General features: G+C 61.9%; 22 protein-coding genes. 15 read left to right on the top strand and 7 right to left on the bottom strand.

Annotated features, from left to right (window positions below):
* Positions 1–21: 21 nt before the first annotated feature.
* Complete coding sequence (locus tag GTP23_RS10515; RefSeq protein ID WP_161035094.1) at positions 22–651, bottom strand: LysE family translocator; 630 nt, start codon at positions 649–651, stop codon at positions 22–24.
* A gap of 152 nt (positions 652–803) precedes the next feature.
* Here GTP23_RS10515 and GTP23_RS10510 point away from each other — a divergent pair, with 152 nt between their 5' ends.
* The 3 genes from GTP23_RS10510 to GTP23_RS10500 all read left to right on the top strand — a co-directional run bounded on the left by GTP23_RS10510 (position 804) and on the right by GTP23_RS10500 (position 5,443).
* On the top strand, positions 804–3,761 hold the full coding sequence (locus GTP23_RS10510; protein ID WP_161035093.1) for a hybrid sensor histidine kinase/response regulator: 2,958 nt from the start codon (positions 804–806) through the stop codon (positions 3,759–3,761).
* A gap of 76 nt (positions 3,762–3,837) precedes the next feature.
* Positions 3,838–4,473 carry a phosphohydrolase gene (locus GTP23_RS10505; protein WP_202412123.1) on the top strand — a complete coding sequence of 212 codons (636 nt, stop codon included), beginning with the start codon at positions 3,838–3,840 and terminating at the stop codon, positions 4,471–4,473.
* A 370-nt stretch (positions 4,474–4,843) separates the two neighbouring features.
* Complete coding sequence (locus GTP23_RS10500) at positions 4,844–5,443, top strand: hypothetical protein (RefSeq protein ID WP_229256042.1); 600 nt, start codon at positions 4,844–4,846, stop codon at positions 5,441–5,443.
* A 254-nt stretch (positions 5,444–5,697) separates the two neighbouring features.
* Here GTP23_RS10500 and GTP23_RS10495 read toward each other — a convergent pair whose 3' ends face one another.
* Positions 5,698–5,910: a hypothetical protein gene (locus GTP23_RS10495; protein WP_155435228.1), complete on the bottom strand. Its 213-nt coding sequence runs from the start codon at positions 5,908–5,910 to the stop codon at positions 5,698–5,700.
* A 173-nt stretch (positions 5,911–6,083) separates the two neighbouring features.
* Between GTP23_RS10495 and GTP23_RS10490 the strand changes: the two genes are divergently transcribed.
* Complete coding sequence (locus tag GTP23_RS10490; RefSeq protein ID WP_161035092.1) at positions 6,084–6,662, top strand: chromate transporter; 579 nt, start codon at positions 6,084–6,086, stop codon at positions 6,660–6,662.
* Positions 6,659–7,246, top strand: a complete 588-nt coding sequence (locus GTP23_RS10485; protein ID WP_161035091.1) for a chromate transporter — start codon at positions 6,659–6,661, stop codon at positions 7,244–7,246. The genes GTP23_RS10490 and GTP23_RS10485 overlap by 4 nt, the downstream gene beginning before the upstream one ends.
* On the opposite strand, the gene GTP23_RS10480 is transcribed toward GTP23_RS10485, so the two are convergent.
* From GTP23_RS10480 to GTP23_RS10465, 4 genes are all read right to left on the bottom strand, one after another.
* Positions 7,247–7,813, bottom strand: a complete 567-nt coding sequence (locus GTP23_RS10480) for a YceI family protein (RefSeq protein WP_161035090.1) — start codon at positions 7,811–7,813, stop codon at positions 7,247–7,249.
* A gap of 147 nt (positions 7,814–7,960) precedes the next feature.
* Positions 7,961–9,127, bottom strand: coding sequence for a DUF418 domain-containing protein (locus GTP23_RS10475; protein WP_161035089.1), 1,167 nt, complete (start codon positions 9,125–9,127; stop codon positions 7,961–7,963).
* The gene (locus GTP23_RS10470) at positions 9,124–9,609 is read right to left on the bottom strand and encodes a GNAT family N-acetyltransferase (protein WP_371866888.1); all 486 of its coding nucleotides are present in this window, start codon (positions 9,607–9,609) and stop codon (positions 9,124–9,126) included. Before GTP23_RS10470 ends, GTP23_RS10475 begins: the two co-directional genes overlap by 4 nt.
* 48 nt (positions 9,610–9,657) lie before the next feature.
* Complete coding sequence (locus GTP23_RS10465) at positions 9,658–10,146, bottom strand: MgtC/SapB family protein (protein WP_161035088.1); 489 nt, start codon at positions 10,144–10,146, stop codon at positions 9,658–9,660.
* A gap of 120 nt (positions 10,147–10,266) precedes the next feature.
* Between GTP23_RS10465 and GTP23_RS10460 the strand changes: the two genes are divergently transcribed.
* Both GTP23_RS10460 and GTP23_RS10455 read left to right on the top strand, forming a co-directional pair.
* Entirely contained in the window at positions 10,267–11,463 is a 1,197-nt protein-coding gene (locus GTP23_RS10460; RefSeq protein WP_161035087.1) for a multidrug effflux MFS transporter, read from the top strand.
* Positions 11,464–11,500: 37 nt separating this feature from the next.
* On the top strand, positions 11,501–11,950 hold the full coding sequence (locus GTP23_RS10455; protein ID WP_161035086.1) for an RrF2 family transcriptional regulator: 450 nt from the start codon (positions 11,501–11,503) through the stop codon (positions 11,948–11,950).
* A gap of 7 nt (positions 11,951–11,957) precedes the next feature.
* On the opposite strand, the gene GTP23_RS10450 is transcribed toward GTP23_RS10455, so the two are convergent.
* Positions 11,958–12,620, bottom strand: coding sequence for a GntR family transcriptional regulator (locus GTP23_RS10450; RefSeq protein WP_161035085.1), 663 nt, complete (start codon positions 12,618–12,620; stop codon positions 11,958–11,960).
* 141 nt (positions 12,621–12,761) lie between these two features.
* Between GTP23_RS10450 and GTP23_RS10445 the strand changes: the two genes are divergently transcribed.
* From GTP23_RS10445 to mdcG, 8 genes are read left to right on the top strand one after another with little or no spacing between them, the layout of a single operon-like run.
* Positions 12,762–13,778, top strand: a complete 1,017-nt coding sequence (locus GTP23_RS10445; protein WP_161035084.1) for a TRAP transporter substrate-binding protein — start codon at positions 12,762–12,764, stop codon at positions 13,776–13,778.
* A complete protein-coding gene (locus GTP23_RS10440) occupies positions 13,775–14,338 on the top strand; it encodes a TRAP transporter small permease (RefSeq protein WP_161035083.1) in 564 nt (187 codons plus the stop codon). Before GTP23_RS10445 ends, GTP23_RS10440 begins: the two co-directional genes overlap by 4 nt.
* Entirely contained in the window at positions 14,335–15,684 is a 1,350-nt protein-coding gene (locus tag GTP23_RS10435) for a TRAP transporter large permease (RefSeq protein WP_155435218.1), read from the top strand. The genes GTP23_RS10440 and GTP23_RS10435 overlap by 4 nt, the downstream gene beginning before the upstream one ends.
* Positions 15,684–17,336, top strand: a complete 1,653-nt coding sequence (mdcA, locus tag GTP23_RS10430) for a malonate decarboxylase subunit alpha (protein ID WP_161035082.1) — start codon at positions 15,684–15,686, stop codon at positions 17,334–17,336. Before GTP23_RS10435 ends, mdcA begins: the two co-directional genes overlap by 1 nt.
* Before the next feature lie 10 nt (positions 17,337–17,346).
* Positions 17,347–17,661 carry a malonate decarboxylase acyl carrier protein gene (gene mdcC / locus GTP23_RS10425; RefSeq protein WP_161035081.1) on the top strand — a complete coding sequence of 105 codons (315 nt, stop codon included), beginning with the start codon at positions 17,347–17,349 and terminating at the stop codon, positions 17,659–17,661.
* Entirely contained in the window at positions 17,658–18,569 is a 912-nt protein-coding gene (locus GTP23_RS10420; protein WP_161035080.1) for a biotin-independent malonate decarboxylase subunit beta, read from the top strand. The genes mdcC and GTP23_RS10420 overlap by 4 nt, the downstream gene beginning before the upstream one ends.
* Before the next feature lies 1 nt (position 18,570).
* Positions 18,571–19,299: a biotin-independent malonate decarboxylase subunit gamma gene (mdcE, locus tag GTP23_RS10415; protein WP_161035079.1), complete on the top strand. Its 729-nt coding sequence runs from the start codon at positions 18,571–18,573 to the stop codon at positions 19,297–19,299.
* 7 nt (positions 19,300–19,306) lie between these two features.
* On the top strand, positions 19,307–19,981 hold the full coding sequence (gene mdcG / locus GTP23_RS10410) for a malonate decarboxylase holo-[acyl-carrier-protein] synthase (protein ID WP_161035078.1): 675 nt from the start codon (positions 19,307–19,309) through the stop codon (positions 19,979–19,981).
* Positions 19,982–20,039: the final 58 nt, after the last annotated feature.

The raw sequence follows: 20,039 nt of genomic DNA, 5'->3' as shown, positions 1-20,039 counted from the left end.
GGTGATGACAGCCGGGCAAATTTATCGGCTAACCAGCAGTTTCACGCCCAGCCCCACAAAAATCGCCCCGGCCACGCGGTCCATCCACATGCCGGCACCCGGATGGCGGTTGATCCAGCTGCCCACGCTGCCGGAAAAATAGCCGAGCAGGCCGAAGATCACCACCCCTTGCAACGTGAACAGCACACCCAGCTGGGCTGTCTGCCAGCTGGCGTCGCCCCGCTCGGCCAGCACGAACTGGGGCAGGAAGGACAGGAAGAACAGCACTACTTTAGGATTGATGGCGTTGGCAAACAGGCCCTTGGCAAACAGCTGGCCCAGACTTTCTTCCGGCAGGCCGCTGCCTTCCACCCGGGCACCGCCGCGGCTACGCAAAGCACCTATGCCCAGCCAGACCAGATAGCCACCGCCCAGCAGCTTGAGGGCGCCAAAAGCCAGCGGCGAGGCCTTGATCAGGGCGCTCACGCCCAGCGTGGCCAGCAGCGTATGACTGAGGCAGCCCAGCGCACAGCCCAGCCCGAACACCATACCCTGACGGCGGCCGCGTGACATGCCCACGCTGAGCACCATCAGGTTATCCGGCCCCGGCGATACCGTGATCAGCATGGCCGCCCCTAGAAATCCGATCAACTGTTCTGGCGTAATGAGCATAGTGGCTTTCCCGCAGCAAAAACCACCATCTTACCTGCCCAAATGCGACAGTGACAACGTGCTAAAGATCAATTTTTACTTTCTGGCACTAAGTTCTCGTTTAAAATGCACTCTCCTTGCCAACTCCACCGCCGTCGCTACCCCGCCCCTTTATGAGCTTTGCGCGCCGCCTATTGCAGCCACCGAGCACCGGCCAGACTTGCGCGCTGACGCAGCTGCGGTGCTGGCTGGCGCATGGCGGGTTCGGACTGTTCCGGCTGCTGGCCCTGCTGCTGCTCTGGGCCAGCGTGCTGGCGGGGCCGGCGCAGGCGCAGACCATCAGCCCCATCATCGGGCTGAACGGCAGCAGCATCGATCTGCTGCGGCATGCGCGCCTGTATAGCGACGAGGGCCAGCCTTTCCCCGTCGACGCTGCCAGTCTGCCCCAGTTTGTCAGCCAGCTCAAACCGGCCAGCAAGGTCGACCTGCTGGGCGGCCACTACTGGCTGGTGGCGGAACTGCGCAACGATAGCCAGCAGGCCGCCTGGGTCATCGATCCCAACGACACCCTGATTGATCTGGTCGACATCCAGCTGTATGGTCCCGATGGCAGCGTGCGCCAGATGCTGACCGGCTATCGCCAGCCCCATGCCTATCTGATGCACTATGGCCGCGACATGGATCTGCTGCCCGGCCAGCGCTACCAGATTCTGATCCGCTTCTCCAGCCCCTACTACGCCCGCACGCCCGTGATGTCGGTGCTGCCGCGGGTCCAGTACCAGCAGCTGGTGGCCTCGGAAAATGTGCTGATCATCGGTTCGCTGGGTGCGCTGCTGGCGCTGACGGTGTTCAATTTCTTCATCTATTCCATCACGCGCGACCGCTCCTCGCTGTACTACTCGCTGTATGTGCTGTGCTATGCGCTGGCCTGGGGCATGACTTTCCACCTGTCGGCCGACCTGTTCGACTGGCATAATCTGCACTGGCACTATGTGCCCTTCTTCCTGCTGCCAGTGCTCAGCACGCTGTTCTACACCAGCTTCCTGCGCCTGCAGGACTATGCGCCCCGACTGTACCGCTATAGCCGCATCAACCTGATCCTGCCGCTGCTGACACTGCCCAGCTGCTTCTTTGCGCTCAGCTATGCCCACACCATCGCCACCATCGTCATCAGCATCTGGATGACGCTGGCCCTGATCAGCGGCATCGTGGTGTGGCGGCGCGGCTATTATCCGGCGCGCTTTTTCGTACTGGGCTTTGTGGCGCTGATGGTGCCGGGCTTGCTGATCCTGCCTGCCAACGTAGGCCTGATCCCTGCCATGGTCAGCAATGCGCAGCTGTTCACGCTGCTGGGCGGCACCCTGGACGGCGTGCTGCTGGCCTTTGCCCTGGCCGACCAGATCCGCCTGCTGCGCAACACGCTGGAACAGCGCGTGCAGGAACGCACGGCCCAGCTCAGCGTCGCCAAGGAACATGCGGAAGTGGTGAGCCGCCACCGTATCGACTTCCTGTCGGCCATGAGCCACGATATCCGCACCCCGCTGGCCGGTGTAATCGGCATGATCAAATTCGCCATGCGCGATCAGGCCGTGCAGGGCCGTACCGAGGAGTATCTGCGCATCGGCCTGCAGAACAGCGAATCGCTGCTGGCCATCCTCAACGATATTCTGGACTTTTCCAAAATCGATGCAGGCCGGCTTACTATCGAATCTGTCGATTTCGATCTGGTCGAGCTGCTCGACGATGCCGTGGGCATATTGCAGACCCAGGCCGATGCCAAGAGCCTGCTACTGCGTACCAATCTGGCGCTGGACCTGCCGCGCTATGTGCGCGGCGACCCTACCCGTTTGCGCCAGATACTGCTCAATCTGCTGGGCAACGCCATCAAATTCACCGACCGTGGCGAAGTCAGCCTGCGGGTTTCGACCATCCTCACCCAGGAAAACCAGCACTGCATCAGCTTCGATGTCAGCGATACGGGCCCCGGCATTCCGGCCGCCGCCCTGCCGCGCCTGTTCCAGAAATTCGAGCAGGCCGACCAGTCCACCACGCGCCGTTACGGCGGCACGGGGCTGGGTCTGGCCATCTGCAAGGAACTGGTCGAACTGATGGGCGGTTCAATCGCCGTCCAGAGCCAGCTGGGCGTAGGCTCCACTTTCAGCTTTACGCTGGCCATGGCACTGGGCAAGGCGCCGCTGGCCGATACGGCGCGCCAGCCGCGCAGCGAACGGCATAGCTACCGCCTGCGCATACTGTGTGCAGAAGATGTGCGCACCAACCAGATCATCGTCAGCACCTTGCTGGAAAACATGGGCCACGAAGTGCGCATGGTGGAAAACGGCCTGCAAGCCCTGCATGCGCTGAGCAACAGCCAGTACGATCTGGTGCTGATGGACGGCCGCATGCCGATGATGGATGGCGAACAGGCTGCGCGCCTGATCCGCAACGGCGGCAGCGACGATTACCGTGTGCTCGATGCCAGCGTCCCCATCATTGCGCTCACCGCCAATGCCAGCGAGCACGACCGCCAGCGCTATCTGGCCGTGGGCATGGATGGCTTCCTCAGCAAGCCGGTGGACGAGCACCTGCTGTACGACCAGATCGAGCTGATCATCGCGCGCCACCTCAGCAGCGGCAAGCCGCTGGCGCTGGGCCAGCACAGCTATCGCGTCGTTCCCAGCGTAGAAGCGCTCGATGCCCAGTTCGACGTGGCGCCAGCGGCCCGGCGCGCTTCGGCCCAGATTATCAGCGCCGCACAGCAGGCAGCCAGCCAGACGGGCAGCAACAGCGCGGCCATCCACATCCAGCCCCTGTCGGGCATGTCCTCCAGCCATATGCAGCGCATCACCCAGGCATTTCTGGAAGAGGCGCCGCGCCGGCTGGAAGCGGCACGCAGCGCGCTGGCAGCGGGCAATCCGGCCATGGCAGCCGCCGCCATCCATGCGCTCAAAGGCAGCGCCAGCTATCTGAGCGACAACCGCCTGCACACGCTGTGCGCCAGCATGGAAGAAGCCGCCATCCGCAGCGACCTGGCCGCAACACTGGCCTTGCTGCCGGAAGTCACGGCGGCGCTGCAGCAGGCTTGCGCCGCGCTGGGCGATGCAGGGCTGGCGGCGGAAAAGGAAATTTAACTTTATCCCCGTACAAGGCTAAGATGCAGGCACGGGCAACGGTTTGCCCCACCACCCTGCAGCACAAGGACACACCATGGCCAGTACCGACGCACGCGCCTGGGTGCGGATGCCCTCCGCCCGCCGGCTAGACCTGCTAGACCCCACCCCGTTCGACTGGGACGACAGCGATCTGGCACTGGGGCTGGCGCGCACCTACCGCTGGGGCGGCCATTCGGCCTGGACGCGCCCGCTGTCCGTGGCCCAGCATTCGCTCAGCGTCATGCATCTGCGCGCCGCCGACAGTCTGGCCAGAGGCAAGCCGCTGGCACCGCTGGAAGCGCTGCGCGAGCTGCTGCACGATGCAGAAGAAGGCCTGCTGGGGTTCGACTGCATTTCGCCGCTCAAGCCCTTTCTGGGCGAAGGCTTCAAAGCGCTCAGCCAGCGGCTGGAGCAGGCGGTGTTCCTGCGCTACGGCCTGCCGCGCTGGAACCAGCGCGACTATGCCGCCCACAAGCGCGCCGACCATCTGGCTGCTGCCAGCGAAGCGGTCCATGTGGTGGGCTGGTCGGCGGCCGAAGTGCGGCGCACGCTGCAGATCCGTACGCCGCCGCTGGCAGCCGACCCGCTGGTGGCCATCTACGGCGGGACTGCCTGGGAACCGTGGGAAGCGACACTGGCCTGCGAACGCTTTCTGGCCCAGCTGGAGCAGCTGAAAACCCGTACTGCCTGATAATCAACCTTATCTTTATGCGCTAAAGTGATGCAGCGTAAGCACTTTTTACAGATATCCACACCAACTGTGGATAAGCTTGTGAATAAGCCCCACTTGACAGCAGAGAACGCCTGTAACGGCGCCTGCTAGAACAAATTGCCCATTCTTCGGGCATTTTTTTCACCTAATAAAATCAAGCACTTAGCGCAGGCCCCGACAGCCCGCGCGGGCCCGCTTCCGCGTCTGAAAAATATTTTTTGGCAGCGCCAGTATAATGCGCGAGACAGTGGCTTTTCCGAACACGCGAAATCTTTGACAAACCTTGCAGCAAGGAATAGTGTGGCCATACAACCGCTATTCTTTCTTCGACTCACCGTGGGATTGATGCATGAATCACAACGACGAAGACACTGACTGGATCATAGAAGACGAAGCGGAGTCCGGCACAGAGACCGCTCTGGCCAGCAAACCCGAGGCCCCGGCCGGCCCGCCACCGTGGCGCATCCTCATCGTCGATGACGATGTGGACGTGCATGTGGTGACGAAATTTTCGCTCAGCAATGTCTGTTTTCAGGGCCGCCGCCTGAGCTTTCTGCACGCCTATAGCGGCGACGAAGCACTGGCCGTATTGACCGACAATCCCGATATTGCGCTGGTGCTGCTGGACGTCATCATGGAAACCAGCGATGCCGGCCTGATCGTGGCGCGCCAGATCCGCGAGACCCTGCATAACCAGCTGGTCCGCATCGTGCTGCGCACGGGCCAGCCCGGCCAGGCGCTGGAACACAGCATCATCCTCGATTACGACATCAACGATTTCTGGTGCAAGACCGACCTCACCACCCGCAAGCTGTTCACCACCGTGATCGCCTCGCTACGGGCCTACGAAGGACTGCAGCAAGCCCATCAGCAAACCCTGCAACTACGTGCCGAACTCGAGTTGGCGCGCCAGTTGCTAGCCGCATCGAAACAGCCCTCGAACGCCTGATTTCCCCTTAAGTCTCGCTTAAGTATCGGATTGTTAAAGCACTTTTGCCGATATCCACAGAGGCTGTGGATATCTATGTGGAAAAGCCCCTCTTGACAGCCCACAAAGCCTGTAACCATGCGGTTTTCAACAAACTGCCCATGAATCAGGCAAAAATAAATCCCTTAATAATCAATGACTTGAAATCTCACTGATTGTCACGCAAATTTATTTGAAAAAAATTCTTGCTAACATGCTTTGTGTATAAGTAAACATCAAAAACCCGCTAGCTGCTGCAGTTTGCGGCGCAATTCCGGTTCCAGCAGCACCCGCTCTATCACTTCGGCGGGGATGTTATGGGACTTCATGTACTCGATAGCGCACATGGTATTGAAGTTGCTCTGGACCAGGATGCCGCGATCGACGGCGGCACTGACAAGAGCATTACGGCGGGGTTTGAGCAAATGGGTAGTGGCTGTCTGATTCATGGTTGTCCTGGTGCCTGTTAAAGGAAGAAAAACTGCATGATCGCAAACCGATGCTACGAGATTATTAACCAGTCACGACAAAAGTCAATGTCAGGCTCCCATCGCCGGCAAATATAGTTTTCATGCGTGGAAACCGACATAGACACAGGGCAAGAGCGGCGCGATAATGCCTTATGACCCGCCCGCCCGACCACCCGCAACCCACTTCCCTGCTCGATCTCTTCGTATCCTTCACCCTGCTGGCCCTGCAAGGCTTTGGCGGCGTGCTGGCCGTGGTGCAGCGCGAGCTGGTGGAACGCAAGCGCTGGCTCACCAAGGAAGAATTCATCGAAGAATGGGCGGTCGCGCAGATCATGCCCGGCCCCAATGTGGTCAATCTGGCCCTGATGATAGGCGGACGCTATTTCGGCCTGCGCGGCGCCCTCACGGCGCTGGCCGGCATGCTGGCCGTGCCGCTGCTGGTGGTGCTGGCTCTGGCCGTGCTGCATGCCCAGTTCGCTGATGTGGCCGCCGTCACGGGCGCGCTGCGCGGCATGGCTGCCGTTTCGGCCGGCATGATCGCCGCTACTGGCCTCAAGCTGGCCGCCTCGTTGCGCAAACATCCGCTGCGCTGGTGGATTTCCGCCCTGCTGGCCGTGTTCTGCGTGATTTTCGTGGTGTTACTGCACCTGCCGCTGGCCTACACTCTGCTCAGTCTGGGCAGCATAGGCGTGGCCTGTACCTACCGCACACTGAAACGGGAGCAGCCATGACGGACACGCCCCTGCAACTGGCCCTCACGCTGGGCGACTGGCTCAATCTGTTTGGACACTATCTGCTGCTATCGCTAATGTCGATAGGCGGGGCCATCTCCACCACCTCGGAAATGCACCGTTTTCTGGTGGAAGAACACCACTGGCTGACGCAGGCCCAGTTCAACGATGCCATCGCCATTGCGCAGGCGGCGCCGGGACCGAATGTGCTGTTTGTCGCCCTGATGGGCTGGAAAGTGGGACTCAATACGGGTAGCTATCTGGCTGCTTTTGCCGGCGTGGGCGTGACCATGCTGGGCATACTGATACCCTCCACCACCCTCACCTATCTGGCGGCGCGCTGGGGCCATGAAAACCGCGAACTGCTGGGTGTACGCGCCTTCAAGCAGGGCATGGCGCCGGTGGTGGTGGGGCTGATGGTTTCGGTGGGGATCATCCTCGGCAGTGCGCATCGCGACTGGCAGCAGGACTGGAAACTGTGGTCCCTGTCGGTGCTGGCAGGACTGCTGATCTGGCGCACCCGCATCCATTTGCTATGGCTGCTGGCTGCAGGTGCGCTGCTGGGCGGATTACAGCTGGTGTAATCAGTCCTTGATGGCTTCGACGGCGAAGGTCAGGGTCACATCGTCACCCACGTAAGGCGCATATTTACCGGCATTGAATTCGGTACGCTTGATGGTGGCGGTGGCATTGGCGCCGCAAGCCAGTTTCTTCATCATCGGGTGATCCATGCACTGCAGATGGGTCACGGTCAGGGTCACCGGTTTGGTCACGCCCTTGATGGTCAGATTGCCATCGATGCTGGCCAGCGTATCACCATTGAAGTTGAACTTGGTCGACTTGTAGGTAATGGTCGGGTATTTGGCCGTATCGAGGAAGTCTTCGCCCTGGATGTGACCATCGAACAGTTTCGAACCGGTATCGACCGATTTGGCATCGATCACGGCTTCTACCGAGCCGGATTTGCCGGCACGGTCCAGCACGATCTTGGCGCTGGTGTTGTTGAAACGGCTTTGCTGGGTCGAATAACCGAAGTGGCTGTATTCGAAACGGGCAAAGGTGTGGTTGGCGTCGGAAGAGAAGTTTTCCGGTGCCGCGGCGGCGGACAGCGAAACACCAGCAGCGATCAGCAGAGCAAGGATTTTTTTCATGTGAGACTCCGGTAAGAAATACGATTAGTCAGAACTCGACCGGACAGGAGAGCTGGCCGGTGAATATCTTCGAGTGCTAGCGATTATGCTTGCGAGTTTCTCACTTGTAAAACGCAAAATTTACCGTTTTACTATCGAAAAAATCGATCATATCGCCCGCTGCATCGGCTGGCGGCGGCCATACATCAGCGTACGCCAGCACCATTCGATAGGGCCAAAACGGAAATGGCGCAGCCAGATCCGGCTCAGCGCCAGCTGTAGCGCATACACGCCCACACCCAGCACAAACACGGGCGCAGGCGCCAGCTTGCCGAATTGTCCCAGACCGTAGCCGAAAAAGATCGCGCCGAAGATCAGCGACTGCAGGATATAGTTGGTGAAAGCCATGCGGCCCAGCGCCGCAAACGGCAGCAGGCCGCGTTGCACGGGCGCCGATCCGGCAGCCAGCACCAGCAACGCCGCACAGGCCAGCGCCAGGCAGACAGGGGCCAGACCGGCCAGCAGCCCTGCTTGGCCGGCAGCCGTCAGGATCACCCCCGCTGCGCCCAGCAAGCATCCTCCCAGCAGCAGCCTGCCACGCTGGGCCGCCGCATCAGCAAACAGCCCGCTACGCCATGCCAGCATACCCAGTACGAATAGCGCCAGCGTGCGCGGGAAAATATACACATGCAGCGGCAGCAGCGCCGGCAGCTCGCTCCAGCCGAACTGCAGCACCTGCCACCAGCTGCCCGCAGCATAGACTGCATTGGCGCGCCCGATATGCTGTGCCAGCCATTGCTCATCGGGCCAGCCCAGCGGCAACGGCAGCCCGGGCAGAATAAGATAGAGTGCCAGCAGCGCCAGCGCTGTCCATGCCAGCGCGCTGCGGCGCGCACCCAGCAAAGGCAGCACCAGCAGGCCGGCCAGCGCGTACTCCGTCAGAATGTCGCCATTCCAGATCAGTAGCAAATGGATCAGCCCCAGCACCAGCAGGATCAGCAGGCGGCGCGTCAGCCAGTAATAGGCTCGCCCCGTGGGCGACAGGCGCTCGAACTGCATCGCCAGCCCGACGCCGAACAGAAAGGAAAACAGGGCAAAGGCCTTGAGTTCCAGCGCCTCGTGGACGAAGCCGAGCACCGCGCGCTGCAACAGCTGCGCCTCGGCCGGCTGGGGCAGAAACTGCTGGAAGATAGAGACGCGGAATTCCGTGATCAGGTTCACCATCAGCACGCCGAACAGCGCCAGTCCGCGCAGGATATCGATCGAAGCCAGCCGGTTCTGGCTGGCAGCAGCCGCCACGCCCTGCGCAGGCAGAGAGGATTCAGAATAGTTCATCGAGCAGCAGATAGAACGTCAGCTTGGCGTGGTCCAGCGTGGTCAGCCGGTGCAGGCAGATAGAAATGCACATCGCCATCCTCCTCGCGCGCCCTGCACCAGCCCTGCGCCGCATAGAAACGCTCGGCTCTGGTGCCGCCGCCGGTACTCAAGATCACCCGTGCGTGGCCCTGCCCGAACAGCCAGTCCGTGGCCAGCCGGAGCAAATGCCCGCCCAGTCCCTTGCCTTCATGCCCGGGCAGGATGAACAGGGCCCAGATCGACGCATCGGTTTTGTCCGCGTAGGCAAAACCCACCACCTCGCCGGCCAGCTCTGCCACCCAGCCACGTCCCAGCGCGGCCAGATAATCGTGATACATCTGGTAGGTAATGCGGTCCGGCCGGGACAGCACATTCTCCCGCACCGACAGGCGTATCTGCGTCATGGCCGGAATATCGTCGACCACGGCCTGACGGAATAATGGCCCGCCTGCAGCTCCCACAATCCCGCTACAGCCGCTACAGTTTATGGCACTGAAATGCTCAGACATTCAGTCCTCGTGGCGGGTCAGCTCGTCGCGCTCGTTGTCGGTCTTGCGCATCCAGCGGTTATGCAGATGCCGTTCCAGCGGATGGCCCAGCACGAACAGCGCCAGTACCAGCACCAGTGCCATGGCCGCGATGCGCCAGCCACCCATGCCGCAGACTATGCCTATGCAGGCCGTAACCCAGATCGAAGCGGCCGTGGTCAGGCCCCGTACCTTGGAAGAATTCCGGTCCAGCACGATGACGCCCGCACCGAGAAAGCCTATGCCCGTAATCACACCCTGTACGGCGCGGCTCAGCGCTTCGCGGCTGTAGCTGCCGGGCGCCGTGACGAACTCCATGCTGGCCATGGTCACTAGCGCGGCGCCCAGCGCCACCAGTCCCAGCGTCTTCATGCCCGTCTGCTTGCCATGCAGGTTGCGATCCAGTCCTATGATGCCGCCAAAAATCAGCGCTATCACCAACCGCGCCAGCACGTCCAAGTAATCAATCATGTCCGCCATGTTGTGCCATACCGTGTATTCCGAATGGCTGCATTCTACTCTTCGGGCCAGCGCCGATGCAAAAACGGCAAATCGCGTAAAATGTCGCCTTAACTCCTCGATACACCCCACATGAATACTCTGCTGACCCTGCTGTTGGCCGGCCTGTCCATGGTCGGCCCGCTGGCCATCGATACCTACCTGCCTTCCTTCCCGGCCATCGCCCGCAGCCTCGATGCCAGCCCGCTGCTGATCCAGCAGACGCTGAGCATGTTCCTGTTCTGCTTTGCCTTCATGATGCTGTTCTACGGCACCCTGTCCGATTCCTTCGGCCGCCGTCCCGTCATCCTGATTTCGCTGCTGCTGTATATCGCCGCCTCCATCGCCGGTGCGCTGGCGCCATCCATAGGCGTGCTACTGGTCTGCCGCATCGTGCAGGGTCTGGCCGCCGGTGCCGGCTCGGTGGTGGGCCGCGCCATCATTCAGGACCGCTTCTCGGGTGCCACGGCACAGAAGATCATGTCGCACGTGATGATGATCTTCGGCCTGTGTCCGGCCATTGCGCCCGTGCTGGGCGGCTGGCTGCAGGTGGGCTTCGGCTGGCGTTCCGTGTTCTGGTTCCTTGCCGCTTTCGGCGTCCTGATGTTCGTGGCAGTGCAGCGCATGCTGCCGGAAAGTCTGGCGGAAAAAGACCGCCACCCCTTCCACCCCGGCGTGATCGCTGCCAATTACTGGAAAGTGCTGTGCCACCGCCAGTTCCTGCTGCTGTCGGTCGCCGTAGGCACCAGCTTTGCCGGCGTGGCGCTGTACATCGGTTCGGCCGCCTACTTCGTGATGGATATCCTGCACCTGCCGGAAACGGCGTTTGCCTGGATGTTCGTGCCGCTCATTAGCGGCATGGTGATAGGCTCTGGCCTGTCGGGCAAATTCGCCCATCGCACCTCACGTGCAGCGCAGGTCTGGGCCGGCTTTGCCATCATGCTGACGGCCGGCGTCATCAACGTGGCCTACAACAGCTATTTCACCGCCACCGTGCCGTGGGCAGTGGCACCCCTGTTCATCTACACCTTCGGTCTGGCGCTGGCCATGACGCCGCTCTCGCTGCTGGCCCTCGAGTACTTCCCCAACAATAACGGGCTGGCCTCGTCCCTGCAGTCCTTCATCCAGATGATATTGTTTGCGCTGGTTTCGGGCCTGGTCGCGCCGCTGCTGTTCGACAGTGCGCTGAAGCTGGCCTGGGGGGTGCTAGTGAGTCTGGTGGTCAGTCTGCTGGCCTGGGTCTGGGCCCAGGCCGGGCAGGCCAAAATACCGGCCGGAGCCAGCTTGTAATAGAATAGCAGGCTGATCTGTCTAATCTGCCCTGCTTATGCGTCTGACCTCTTTCACCGATTATTCTTTGCGCACCCTGCTCTTCCTCAGTGCGCACCGCGATCGTCTGGTGACGATACAGGACATCGCCGACTCCCACGCCATCTCGAAAAACCATCTGATGAAAGTGGTGTACCAGCTGGGGCAGGCCGGTCTCATAGAAACCGTGCGGGGCCGCAATGGCGGCCTGCGGCTGGCGAAAGAACCCAGGGACATCAATATCGGCACCCTGGTACGCAGCACGGAAAACGATTTCTTCGTGGCCGAATGCTTCGACCGTGCCAACGATACCTGCGCCATCACTCCTGAATGCGTGCTCAAGCATTCGCTGCACGACGCCATGGAAGCATTTCTGGCAGTACTCGACAGGCAGACCTTGCAGGATCTGCTGCCGCCCGCCCAGAACGCGGCCCGCCCCATCAAGCTGCAGCGCGGCGCCGCTGCCTGAGCCGGCATCAGGCCGCGAACAGCTGTAGCTGCGGCAGCGACGCCATCAGATCCGAGAAACGCTGGCCCTGTATCATCACGTGCTCGCGCAGCAATTGCGCAGCGCGCTCGCCATCGCCATCGATAATCGCCTGCACCACCCCATCATGTTCGCGATAGGAATTCGATAGCCGGTCGCGCACGCGCAACTGCAGGCGCCGGTATGGCCGCAAACGCCGGTACAGCGCCCGGGTCTGCTCGATCAGGAACTGGTTGTGACTGCCCGCATAGATGGCTTCATGGAATAGCTCGTTCTTGTAGTAATACACGTCGGGCTCTTCCGCTTCCATGGCTTGCATACAATCCTGATGGGCAGCCAGCAGGGCCTGCTGTTCTTCGCGCGTCATGCGCCGTGCCGCCAGCCGGCCGCAGGTGGCTTCCAGCTCCGACATCATTTCGAACATTTCAACCAGCTGCTGCGGGCCCAGTTCGGCCACGATGGCGCCGCGCCGTGGGCGGATTACAACAAGCCCCATCGAGGCAAGCTGGATCAGGGTTTCGCGGATAGGCGTACGCGACACGCCGAAGCGGGCCGCCAGTTCGGTTTCATCCAGATGCTGGCCCGGCTTGAGCGTGCCAACAGCAATCATTTCTTCGATTTCTTCGCGCAGGGTGGCGGAATGGGTAGTCATAGCGTTTCGAACCTTGTGTATAACAAGCTTCATTATAAGTGTTCAAAATCGCTAGCCAACTGTATTCAGACAGGATATTCTTGTATACACAAAAAACAGCGTTGCATAATAGACCCATCCCTTGGAGGAAACATGAGTACCATGAGTAAGATAAGCCGCCGCTCCGTGCTGGCCGCACTAGCCGCCAGTCCCCTGCTGCTGCAGCCTGCCTGGGCCCAGAACACCACGCTCAAGATCTCCCACCAGTTCCCCGGTGGCACCATCAACGACGGTGATTTCCGCGACCGCCTGACCCGCATGTTCGCCGCCGAAGTGGAGAAGCGCAGCAAGGGCAGCCTCAAGTTCGAGATCTATCCGGGTTCGTCGCTAATGAAAACCAACGCGCAGTTCTCGGCCATGCGCAAGGGCGCACTTGATCTATCGCTGGTTCCGCTGTCGTATGCAGGCGGTGAAGTACCGGAAGTGAACATCGGCCTGATGCCCGGCCTCGTCACTTCCTACGAACAGGCTTATGGCTGGAAGAATGCGGAAGTGGGCAAGGAACTGAGCCGCATCCTCAACGAAAAAGGCATCGTGTTAATTAGCTGGATCTGGCAGGCCGGCGGCGTGGCTTCGCGCACCAAGCCCGTGATCGAACCGGAAGATGCCAAGGGCATGAAGATCCGCGGCGGCTCGCGCGAAATGGACCTGATCCTGAAAGCAGCCGGTGCTGCCGTGGTCTCGCTGCCGTCCAACGAAATTTATGCAGCCATGCAGACGGGCGCGATGGAAGCCGCGCTGACTTCATCTACCTCGCTGATCTCCTTCCGTCTGGAAGAAGTCTCCAAAGCCCTGACCACGGGCCGTGCCGGCGCTTACTGGTTCATGTTCGAACCGCTGATGATGTCGAAAGCCGTGTTCGACCGCCTGAGCAAGGAGCAGCAGGCCACCATCATGGCTGTCGGCGCCGAGATGGAAACCTTCGCCCTGAATGCCGCCAAGGCTGACGACGTGGAAGTGGCCAATGTCTACACCAAGGCCAAAGCCAAGGTGGTGGACCTGAATCCGGCCGCGCTGAAAAAATGGCAGGCCATCGCCCGCACCACGGCATGGAAAGACTACGGCGAACGCAATGAAAACTGCGCCAAACTGCTGAAACTGGCGGAGAAAACCCTGTGAGCCACGGCTTCGAACTGGAACCGGCACGCGCCGCCGCCGTGCCGGACAACCGCGCCATCGCTGCCGCCATGGCGCTGCTGGCCACCATCAACCGTGGCCTGATGCGGCTTTCCATGATCGCGCTGGTGCTGACGGCCGTGATCCTGACCTACTCGGTAGTGTCGCGCTACTTCTTTCAGGCGCCTACCGACTGGCAGGATGAAGCATCCGTCTTCATGCTGGTCGGCGTGACCTTCTTCTGCACCGCGTATGTGCAGTCGCAGCGGGGGCACATCGGCATCGAAGCGATTGCCGGCCTGCTGCCGCCGCGTGTCAATGCGGCCCGCTTGCTGCTGGTGGATCTGGTGTCGGCACTGTTCTGCTGCTTCTTCGCATGGAAATCGTGGGCACTGTTCCACGAAGCCTATGTCGATGGCCAGACCACCTCCTCCACCTTCGCTCCGCCGCTGTGGATCCCCTACGGCATGATGGCACTGGGTATGAGCCTGCTGGCGCTACAACTAGTGCTGCAGACGCTGGCCCGCATCACCAACAAACCTGTCACGGAGCGTGCCGCATGAGCGATCTGACTCTGGGCGCGCTGTACGGTCTCGCCACCCTCGTCATCATGTTTTCCGGCCTGCCCATCGCCTTCGCACTGGGTGTGGTGGCCACCGGCTTTATGTACTTCTGCATGCCGCCTTCTTCGCTCGACACCATCACCCAGAACGTGTACGAGGAAATGGCATCGATTACCCTGCTGTCGATACCGCTGTTTATTCTGAAGGGGGCGGCCATCGGCAAATCGCCGGCCGGTAAGGATTTGTATTCCGCCATCCACACATGGATGCACAAGATACCGGGCGGGCTAGGCATCGCCAACGTGTTTGCCTGTGCCCTGTTCGCGGCCATGGCCGGTTCTTCGCCAGCCACCTGCTCGGCTATCGGTTCGGCCGGCATCCCGGAAATGCGCAAGCGCGGCTACTCGCCCGGTTTCGCGGCCGGCATCATCGCTGCCGGCGGCACGCTGGGTATTCTGCTGCCACCATCGATCACCATGATTCTGTACGCGGTAGCGGCCGAGCAGTCGCTGGGCCGATTGTTCCTGGCCGGCATAGGCCCCGGCGTGCTGCTGGTGGTGCTGTTTGCCGGCTATGCCGTGTACCGCGCCCGCAAGGAATACCGCATGGCGCTGGAAGTCTACAACAACGGTGGTGCCAAATCGGCCTATCTGGAAGACGAGCACTTCACGCTGGCGCAGAAAGTGGAAATGCTGCCGCGCGTACTGCCCTTCATCATCCTGCTGATCGGCGTGATGGTGGCGCTGTATGGCGGCTTTGCCACGCCGTCGGAAACCGCCGGTCTGGGCGCGCTGCTGGCCATGCTGCTGCTGGCCGTGATCTACGGCGTGTGGCGCCCGAGCGAACTGTCGCCCATCCTCAGTTCCTCGATCAAGGAATCGACCATGCTGCTGCTAATTATCGGCATGTCGCTGTTCTATTCGTATGTGATGAGCTATCTGCACATCAGCCAGTCCGCTGCCGCATGGGTGGTCAGCCTGCACCTGTCCAAGTGGCTGCTGCTGGCCGTGATCCTGCTGATGGTGGTGGTGTTCGGCTTCTTCCTGCCGCCCGTCTCCATCATCCTGATGACGGCGCCCATCATCCTGCCGCCGCTCAAAGACGCGGGCTTTGACCTGATCTGGTTCGGCATCGTCATGACGGTAGTGATGGAAATGGGCCTGATTCACCCGCCCGTGGGCCTGAACATCTTTGTGATCAAGAACATCGCACCGGACATTCCGCTCAAGGATGTGGTGTGGGGCGTGTTCCCCTTCCTGATCCTGATGCTGGTGGCCGTGCTGCTGCTGTGCTTCTTCCCTGCCATCGCCACCGGCCTGCCTGACATGATCATGGGAGCAAAATAATGGACTGGAACACCCTACAGCAGAACCGCACGGCGCGTTTGCAGCGTGCCGCCACGGTGCTGGGCGCCGAGCTGGCAGGCAAAAGTCTGCCGGCGGCGCGCATTGCCGATCTGCTGCATGCCGTGCTCGAATGCGGCGACCGCGTCTGCCTCGAAGGGAATAACCAGAAACAGGCCGATTTCCTCGGCCATGCCCTGGCCAATCTCGATCCGGCCCGCATCAACCAGCTGCACATGCTGCAATCCGTGCTGGCCCTGCCCGAACACCTCGATGTGTTCGAGCGCGGCATCGCGGCGCGGCTGGACTTTTCCTTCTCCGGCCCGCAGGCCACACGGGTGGCGCGACTGGCTTCGGCCGGCAAGCTGAATATCGGCGCCATCCACACTTATCTGGAACTGTTCAGCCGCTACTTCGTCGACCTGCCACCACGCGTGTGCCTGATTGCTGCCGAAGCGGCCGACCGCCACGGCAATCTGTACACGGGGCCGAACACGGAAGACACGCCGGCCATCGTCGAAGCCACCGCGTTCAAGCAGGGCATCGTGATCGTGCAGGTCAACCGCATCGTCGACCAAGTACCGCGGGTTGACGTACCGGCCGACTGGGTAGACTTCGTGGTGCAGTCGCCGCGCCCCTACTACATCGAACCGCTGTTCACACGCGATCCGGCACAGATTTCGGAGATACAGGTGCTGATGGCGATGATGGCCATCAAGGGCATCTATGCCGAATACCGCGTGCAGCGCCTGAATCACGGCATCGGCTTCGACACGGCAGCGATCGAACTGCTGCTGCCCACCTATGCCGAATCGCTTGGGCTGCGCGGCAAGATAGGCCAGCACTGGGCACTCAATCCGCATCCAGCCCTGATCCCGGCCATCGAAGCGGGCTTCGTCAAGTCGGTGCATTCCTTCGGTTCGGAACTGGGCATGGAGAACTACATTCACGCCCGCCCCGACGTGTTTGCCATCGGCCCCGACGGCAGCATGCGCAGCAACCGCGCCATGTGCCAGGCCGCCGGCCACTATGCCTGCGATATGTTCATCGGCTCGACGCTGCAGATCGATTTGCAGGGCAATTCCTCGACCGCCACGGCCGGCCGCATTTCCGGCTTCGGCGGTGCTTCCAATATGGGCGCCGATGCACGCGGCCGGCGCCACGCCAGCCCCGCGTGGCTCAAAGCTGGCGCACAGGCACGCGCGGGCCGCAACACCATCCCGCGCGGCCAGAAGCTCGTCGTGCAGATGGTAGAAACCTTCCGCGAGCACATGCAGCCAGCCTTCGTCGAGAAACTCGATGCCTGGACGCTGATGGAGCAGGCCGACATGGCCATACCGCCCGTAATGATCTACGGCGACGATGTGACCCATATCCTGACGGAAGAAGGCATCGCCAACCTGCTGCTGTGCCGCAGCGACGAGGAGCGCGAACAGGCCATCCGTGGCGTGGCCGGCTACACGCCGGTGGGACTGGGGCGCGACCAGCGCATGGTGGAAAATCTGCGCGATCGCGGTATCATCCAGCGCGCCGAAGATATCGGCGTAGACAAGCGCATGGCCACGCGTGATCTGCTGGCAGCACGCAATATGAAAGACCTGGTGCGCGCTTCGGGCGGGCTGTATCAGCCGCCCAAACGCTTCCGCAACTGGTAAGGAGCACAGCATGGAAACTCTCAATTATCGATACGAACAGGGCACGCGCTCGCTGACGGCACAGCCGCAGATAGTCGGTGTGGTCGGCTCGGGCAATCTGGAAGTGCTGATCGAGGCGGCCGACCTGAATGGTGCCTGCAGCATCGAAATCCAGACTGCCGCCGTTGGCTTCGGCGCCATCTGGCAGGCTGTGATGCAGGACTTCCAGCAGCGCTGGCAACTGGCCAATGCACGCATTTCCATCAACGACATGGGCGCCACGCCTGCAGTCGTCAGCCTGCGCATGGATCAGGCGGTGCAGACCATGCTGGGAGATGCCGCATGAGCCGCCCTGTCAGCTATCAGGAAGCCAGTGCGCGCGAACGGCTGCAGCAGCTGTTCGATGCAGACAGCTTCGAAGAATTTCTGCCGCCGTCGGCACGCGTGATCAGTCCCCATCTGGGCCAGCTGAATGCGCCGGTGGCATTTGACGATGGCGTGGCCGTGGGACGCGCGCGCCTGAACGGCGTCACCATCTACACGGCGGCACAGGAAGGTGGCTTCATGGGCGGTGCCGTGGGCGAAGTGCATGGCGCCAAACTGGTGGGCCTGCTGCGCCGCGCCGTGCAGGATCAGGCCGCGGCCGTCGTGCTGCTGGTGGAGTCGGGCGGCGTACGCCTGCATGAAGCCAATGCGGGCCTGATCGCCGTCTCCGAAGTGATGCGCGCCCTGCTCGACGCACGCGCCGCCGGTGTGCCCGTGATCGTGCTGGTAGGCGGCGCCAATGGTGCCTTCGGCGGCATGGGCATCGTGGCGCGCTGCGCCAATGTAGTCATCATGTCGGAAGAAGGCCGGCTGGCCATGTCCGGGCCGGAAGTGATCGAAACAGCCAGCGGGGTGGAAGAATTCGACGCGCGCGACCGTGCGCTGGTATGGCGCACCACGGGTGGCAAGCACCGCTACCTGATGGGCGACTGCCACGCCATCGTCGCCGACGATATCGCGGCCTTCCGCACAGCAGCTGCACAGGCTATCGCCACGCTGACGGAAGCGCAGGGACAGCCAGTGCAACTGAGCCTCGAAGCACTGGAAGCGGAACAGCAGATGCTGGCGCAGCGCATCGCGCGCTTTGGCCAGTTGCGCGATCCCGTCGAAATCTGGAGCGCCATGGGAATCGCCGATGCTGCCAATCTCCCCATGCTGGACATCGATCAATTCATAGCTGTAGCCGGCCAGTGCCGCATGGGAGCCTGAGATGCAAGCCAAGAACGACTGGAAAAGTATCGCCGCCGCGCTGTTCCCCGAAGGGCATAGCATCACCGAACAGGATTGCTTCCTGAGTGGCTATGGCAAATTCGACGGCCAGCAGATCGGCGTGATCGGCACCACCGAGCATACGCCGATAGGGGTAGAAATCGCACTGGCGCAGGCGCAAGCCATATTGCGCATCGTGCGCGAGCATCCGGCCATGCCCATCCTGATGCTGATCGATACGCAAGGCCAGCGCCTGCGCCACCGCGACGAAATGTTGGGCATCAACAGCTATATGGCCCATCTGGGCAAATGCGTCGATCTGGCGCGCCGTCAGGGCCACCGCATCATCGGTCTGGTCTACGATCAGGCGCTATCGGGCGGCTTCATTACCAGCGGGCTGATGGCCGACGCCTGCTATGCCCTGCCCGATGCCACCATCCGCGTCATGGGCCTGCCGGCCATGGCGCGCATCACCAAGGTGCCGGAAGAACGCTTGCTGGAACTGGCGCAAAGTAATCCCGTGTTTGCGCCGGGGCCGGAAAACTACCAGCGCATGGGCGGTCTGGGCGCCATCTGGGAAGGCAATCTGGCAGCCCATCTGCGCGCCGCACTGGCCCAGCCACTGGCCGGCGATATACGCAGCGGGCTGGGACTGGAGCGTGGCGGGCGGCGTTATGCCCAGACTGTCATCAACGCAGTGCAGCACGGCAGCGCCGTGCAGATAAACTGAGCGGCCCATGCCTGCTACCAGCACCCAGCGCACGGCACGCCACCAGCTAGTCTGGCTGGACGCCTGCGGCTGGCAGGCGGCCCTTGCCAGCGCCCGCCCCGAACACCAGCCAGCCTTGCAGCAATGGCAGCACCAGCAGGCGCCGCTGGTGGTGCGCCGGCGCGAGCCCGATGCACGCGCCGACCAGATCTGTCTGGGCTTGCCGCTACCGCCCGACGCCGTCAGCGGCAACAAGCTGCGCATAGGCCTGAGGGCTGCGCGCCAGCATATCGCCCGCATCAAGCCTGCCTTGCCGCTGCACCTGGCGCTGGGCGTGGACATGCCGTGGCAGCCCGTGCTGCTGGAATTTGCCCGCGCCGCGCAGCCGTTCAGACTGCAGGTCTACGGTTCGCTGGCCATGCAGGTGATCACCGGCCTGCCCTATCTGAGTGCGCGTTCCGACATCGATCTGCTGTTCCATCCCCGTAGCGCAGCGCAGCTCGAGCAGTGCATGGGCGTGCTGGCGCAGTATGCCGCGCGCTTGCCGCTGGACGGCGAAATCGTCTTCCCCGGCGATCAGGCCGTGGCGTGGAAAGAATGGCAGCTGGCGCAAGCCAGCCGGGCCAAGGTGCTGGTCAAGGCCAGCGATGGCGTACGCCTGAGCGATACGGCCAGCCTGCTGGCCACACTGGAGCAGCACTGATGGCCCTACTCTATACCGAACCATCCGCCTTCCCTGTCCCCGCCGCTGGCCTGCTGCG

The organism is Duganella fentianensis, assembly GCF_009857835.1.
Classification (GTDB): Bacteria; Pseudomonadota; Gammaproteobacteria; order Burkholderiales; family Burkholderiaceae_D; genus Rugamonas; species Rugamonas fentianensis.
The sequence above is the reverse complement of the archived record's forward strand: the minus strand, read 5'-3'. Positions and strand labels throughout refer to the sequence as shown.

What these genes read in the sequence shown, in the direction of transcription:
- GTP23_RS10515 (WP_161035094.1), bottom strand. Translation starts at nt 651, where the DNA reads ATGCTCATTACGCCAGAACAGTTGATCGGATTTCTAGGGGCGGCCATG.
- GTP23_RS10510 (WP_161035093.1), top strand. Translation starts at nt 804, where the DNA reads ATGAGCTTTGCGCGCCGCCTATTGCAGCCACCGAGCACCGGCCAGACT.
- GTP23_RS10505 (WP_202412123.1), top strand. Translation starts at nt 3,838, where the DNA reads ATGGCCAGTACCGACGCACGCGCCTGGGTGCGGATGCCCTCCGCCCGC.
- GTP23_RS10500 (WP_229256042.1), top strand. Translation starts at nt 4,844, where the DNA reads ATGAATCACAACGACGAAGACACTGACTGGATCATAGAAGACGAAGCG.
- GTP23_RS10495 (WP_155435228.1), bottom strand. Translation starts at nt 5,910, where the DNA reads ATGAATCAGACAGCCACTACCCATTTGCTCAAACCCCGCCGTAATGCT.
- GTP23_RS10490 (WP_161035092.1), top strand. Translation starts at nt 6,084, where the DNA reads ATGACCCGCCCGCCCGACCACCCGCAACCCACTTCCCTGCTCGATCTC.
- GTP23_RS10485 (WP_161035091.1), top strand. Translation starts at nt 6,659, where the DNA reads ATGACGGACACGCCCCTGCAACTGGCCCTCACGCTGGGCGACTGGCTC.
- GTP23_RS10480 (WP_161035090.1), bottom strand. Translation starts at nt 7,813, where the DNA reads ATGAAAAAAATCCTTGCTCTGCTGATCGCTGCTGGTGTTTCGCTGTCC.
- GTP23_RS10475 (WP_161035089.1), bottom strand. Translation starts at nt 9,127, where the DNA reads ATGAACTATTCTGAATCCTCTCTGCCTGCGCAGGGCGTGGCGGCTGCT.
- GTP23_RS10465 (WP_161035088.1), bottom strand. Translation starts at nt 10,146, where the DNA reads ATGATTGATTACTTGGACGTGCTGGCGCGGTTGGTGATAGCGCTGATT.
- GTP23_RS10460 (WP_161035087.1), top strand. Translation starts at nt 10,267, where the DNA reads ATGAATACTCTGCTGACCCTGCTGTTGGCCGGCCTGTCCATGGTCGGC.
- GTP23_RS10455 (WP_161035086.1), top strand. Translation starts at nt 11,501, where the DNA reads ATGCGTCTGACCTCTTTCACCGATTATTCTTTGCGCACCCTGCTCTTC.
- GTP23_RS10450 (WP_161035085.1), bottom strand. Translation starts at nt 12,620, where the DNA reads ATGACTACCCATTCCGCCACCCTGCGCGAAGAAATCGAAGAAATGATT.
- GTP23_RS10445 (WP_161035084.1), top strand. Translation starts at nt 12,762, where the DNA reads ATGAGTAAGATAAGCCGCCGCTCCGTGCTGGCCGCACTAGCCGCCAGT.
- GTP23_RS10435 (WP_155435218.1), top strand. Translation starts at nt 14,335, where the DNA reads ATGAGCGATCTGACTCTGGGCGCGCTGTACGGTCTCGCCACCCTCGTC.
- mdcA (WP_161035082.1), top strand. Translation starts at nt 15,684, where the DNA reads ATGGACTGGAACACCCTACAGCAGAACCGCACGGCGCGTTTGCAGCGT.
- mdcC (WP_161035081.1), top strand. Translation starts at nt 17,347, where the DNA reads ATGGAAACTCTCAATTATCGATACGAACAGGGCACGCGCTCGCTGACG.
- GTP23_RS10420 (WP_161035080.1), top strand. Translation starts at nt 17,658, where the DNA reads ATGAGCCGCCCTGTCAGCTATCAGGAAGCCAGTGCGCGCGAACGGCTG.
- mdcE (WP_161035079.1), top strand. Translation starts at nt 18,571, where the DNA reads ATGCAAGCCAAGAACGACTGGAAAAGTATCGCCGCCGCGCTGTTCCCC.
- mdcG (WP_161035078.1), top strand. Translation starts at nt 19,307, where the DNA reads ATGCCTGCTACCAGCACCCAGCGCACGGCACGCCACCAGCTAGTCTGG.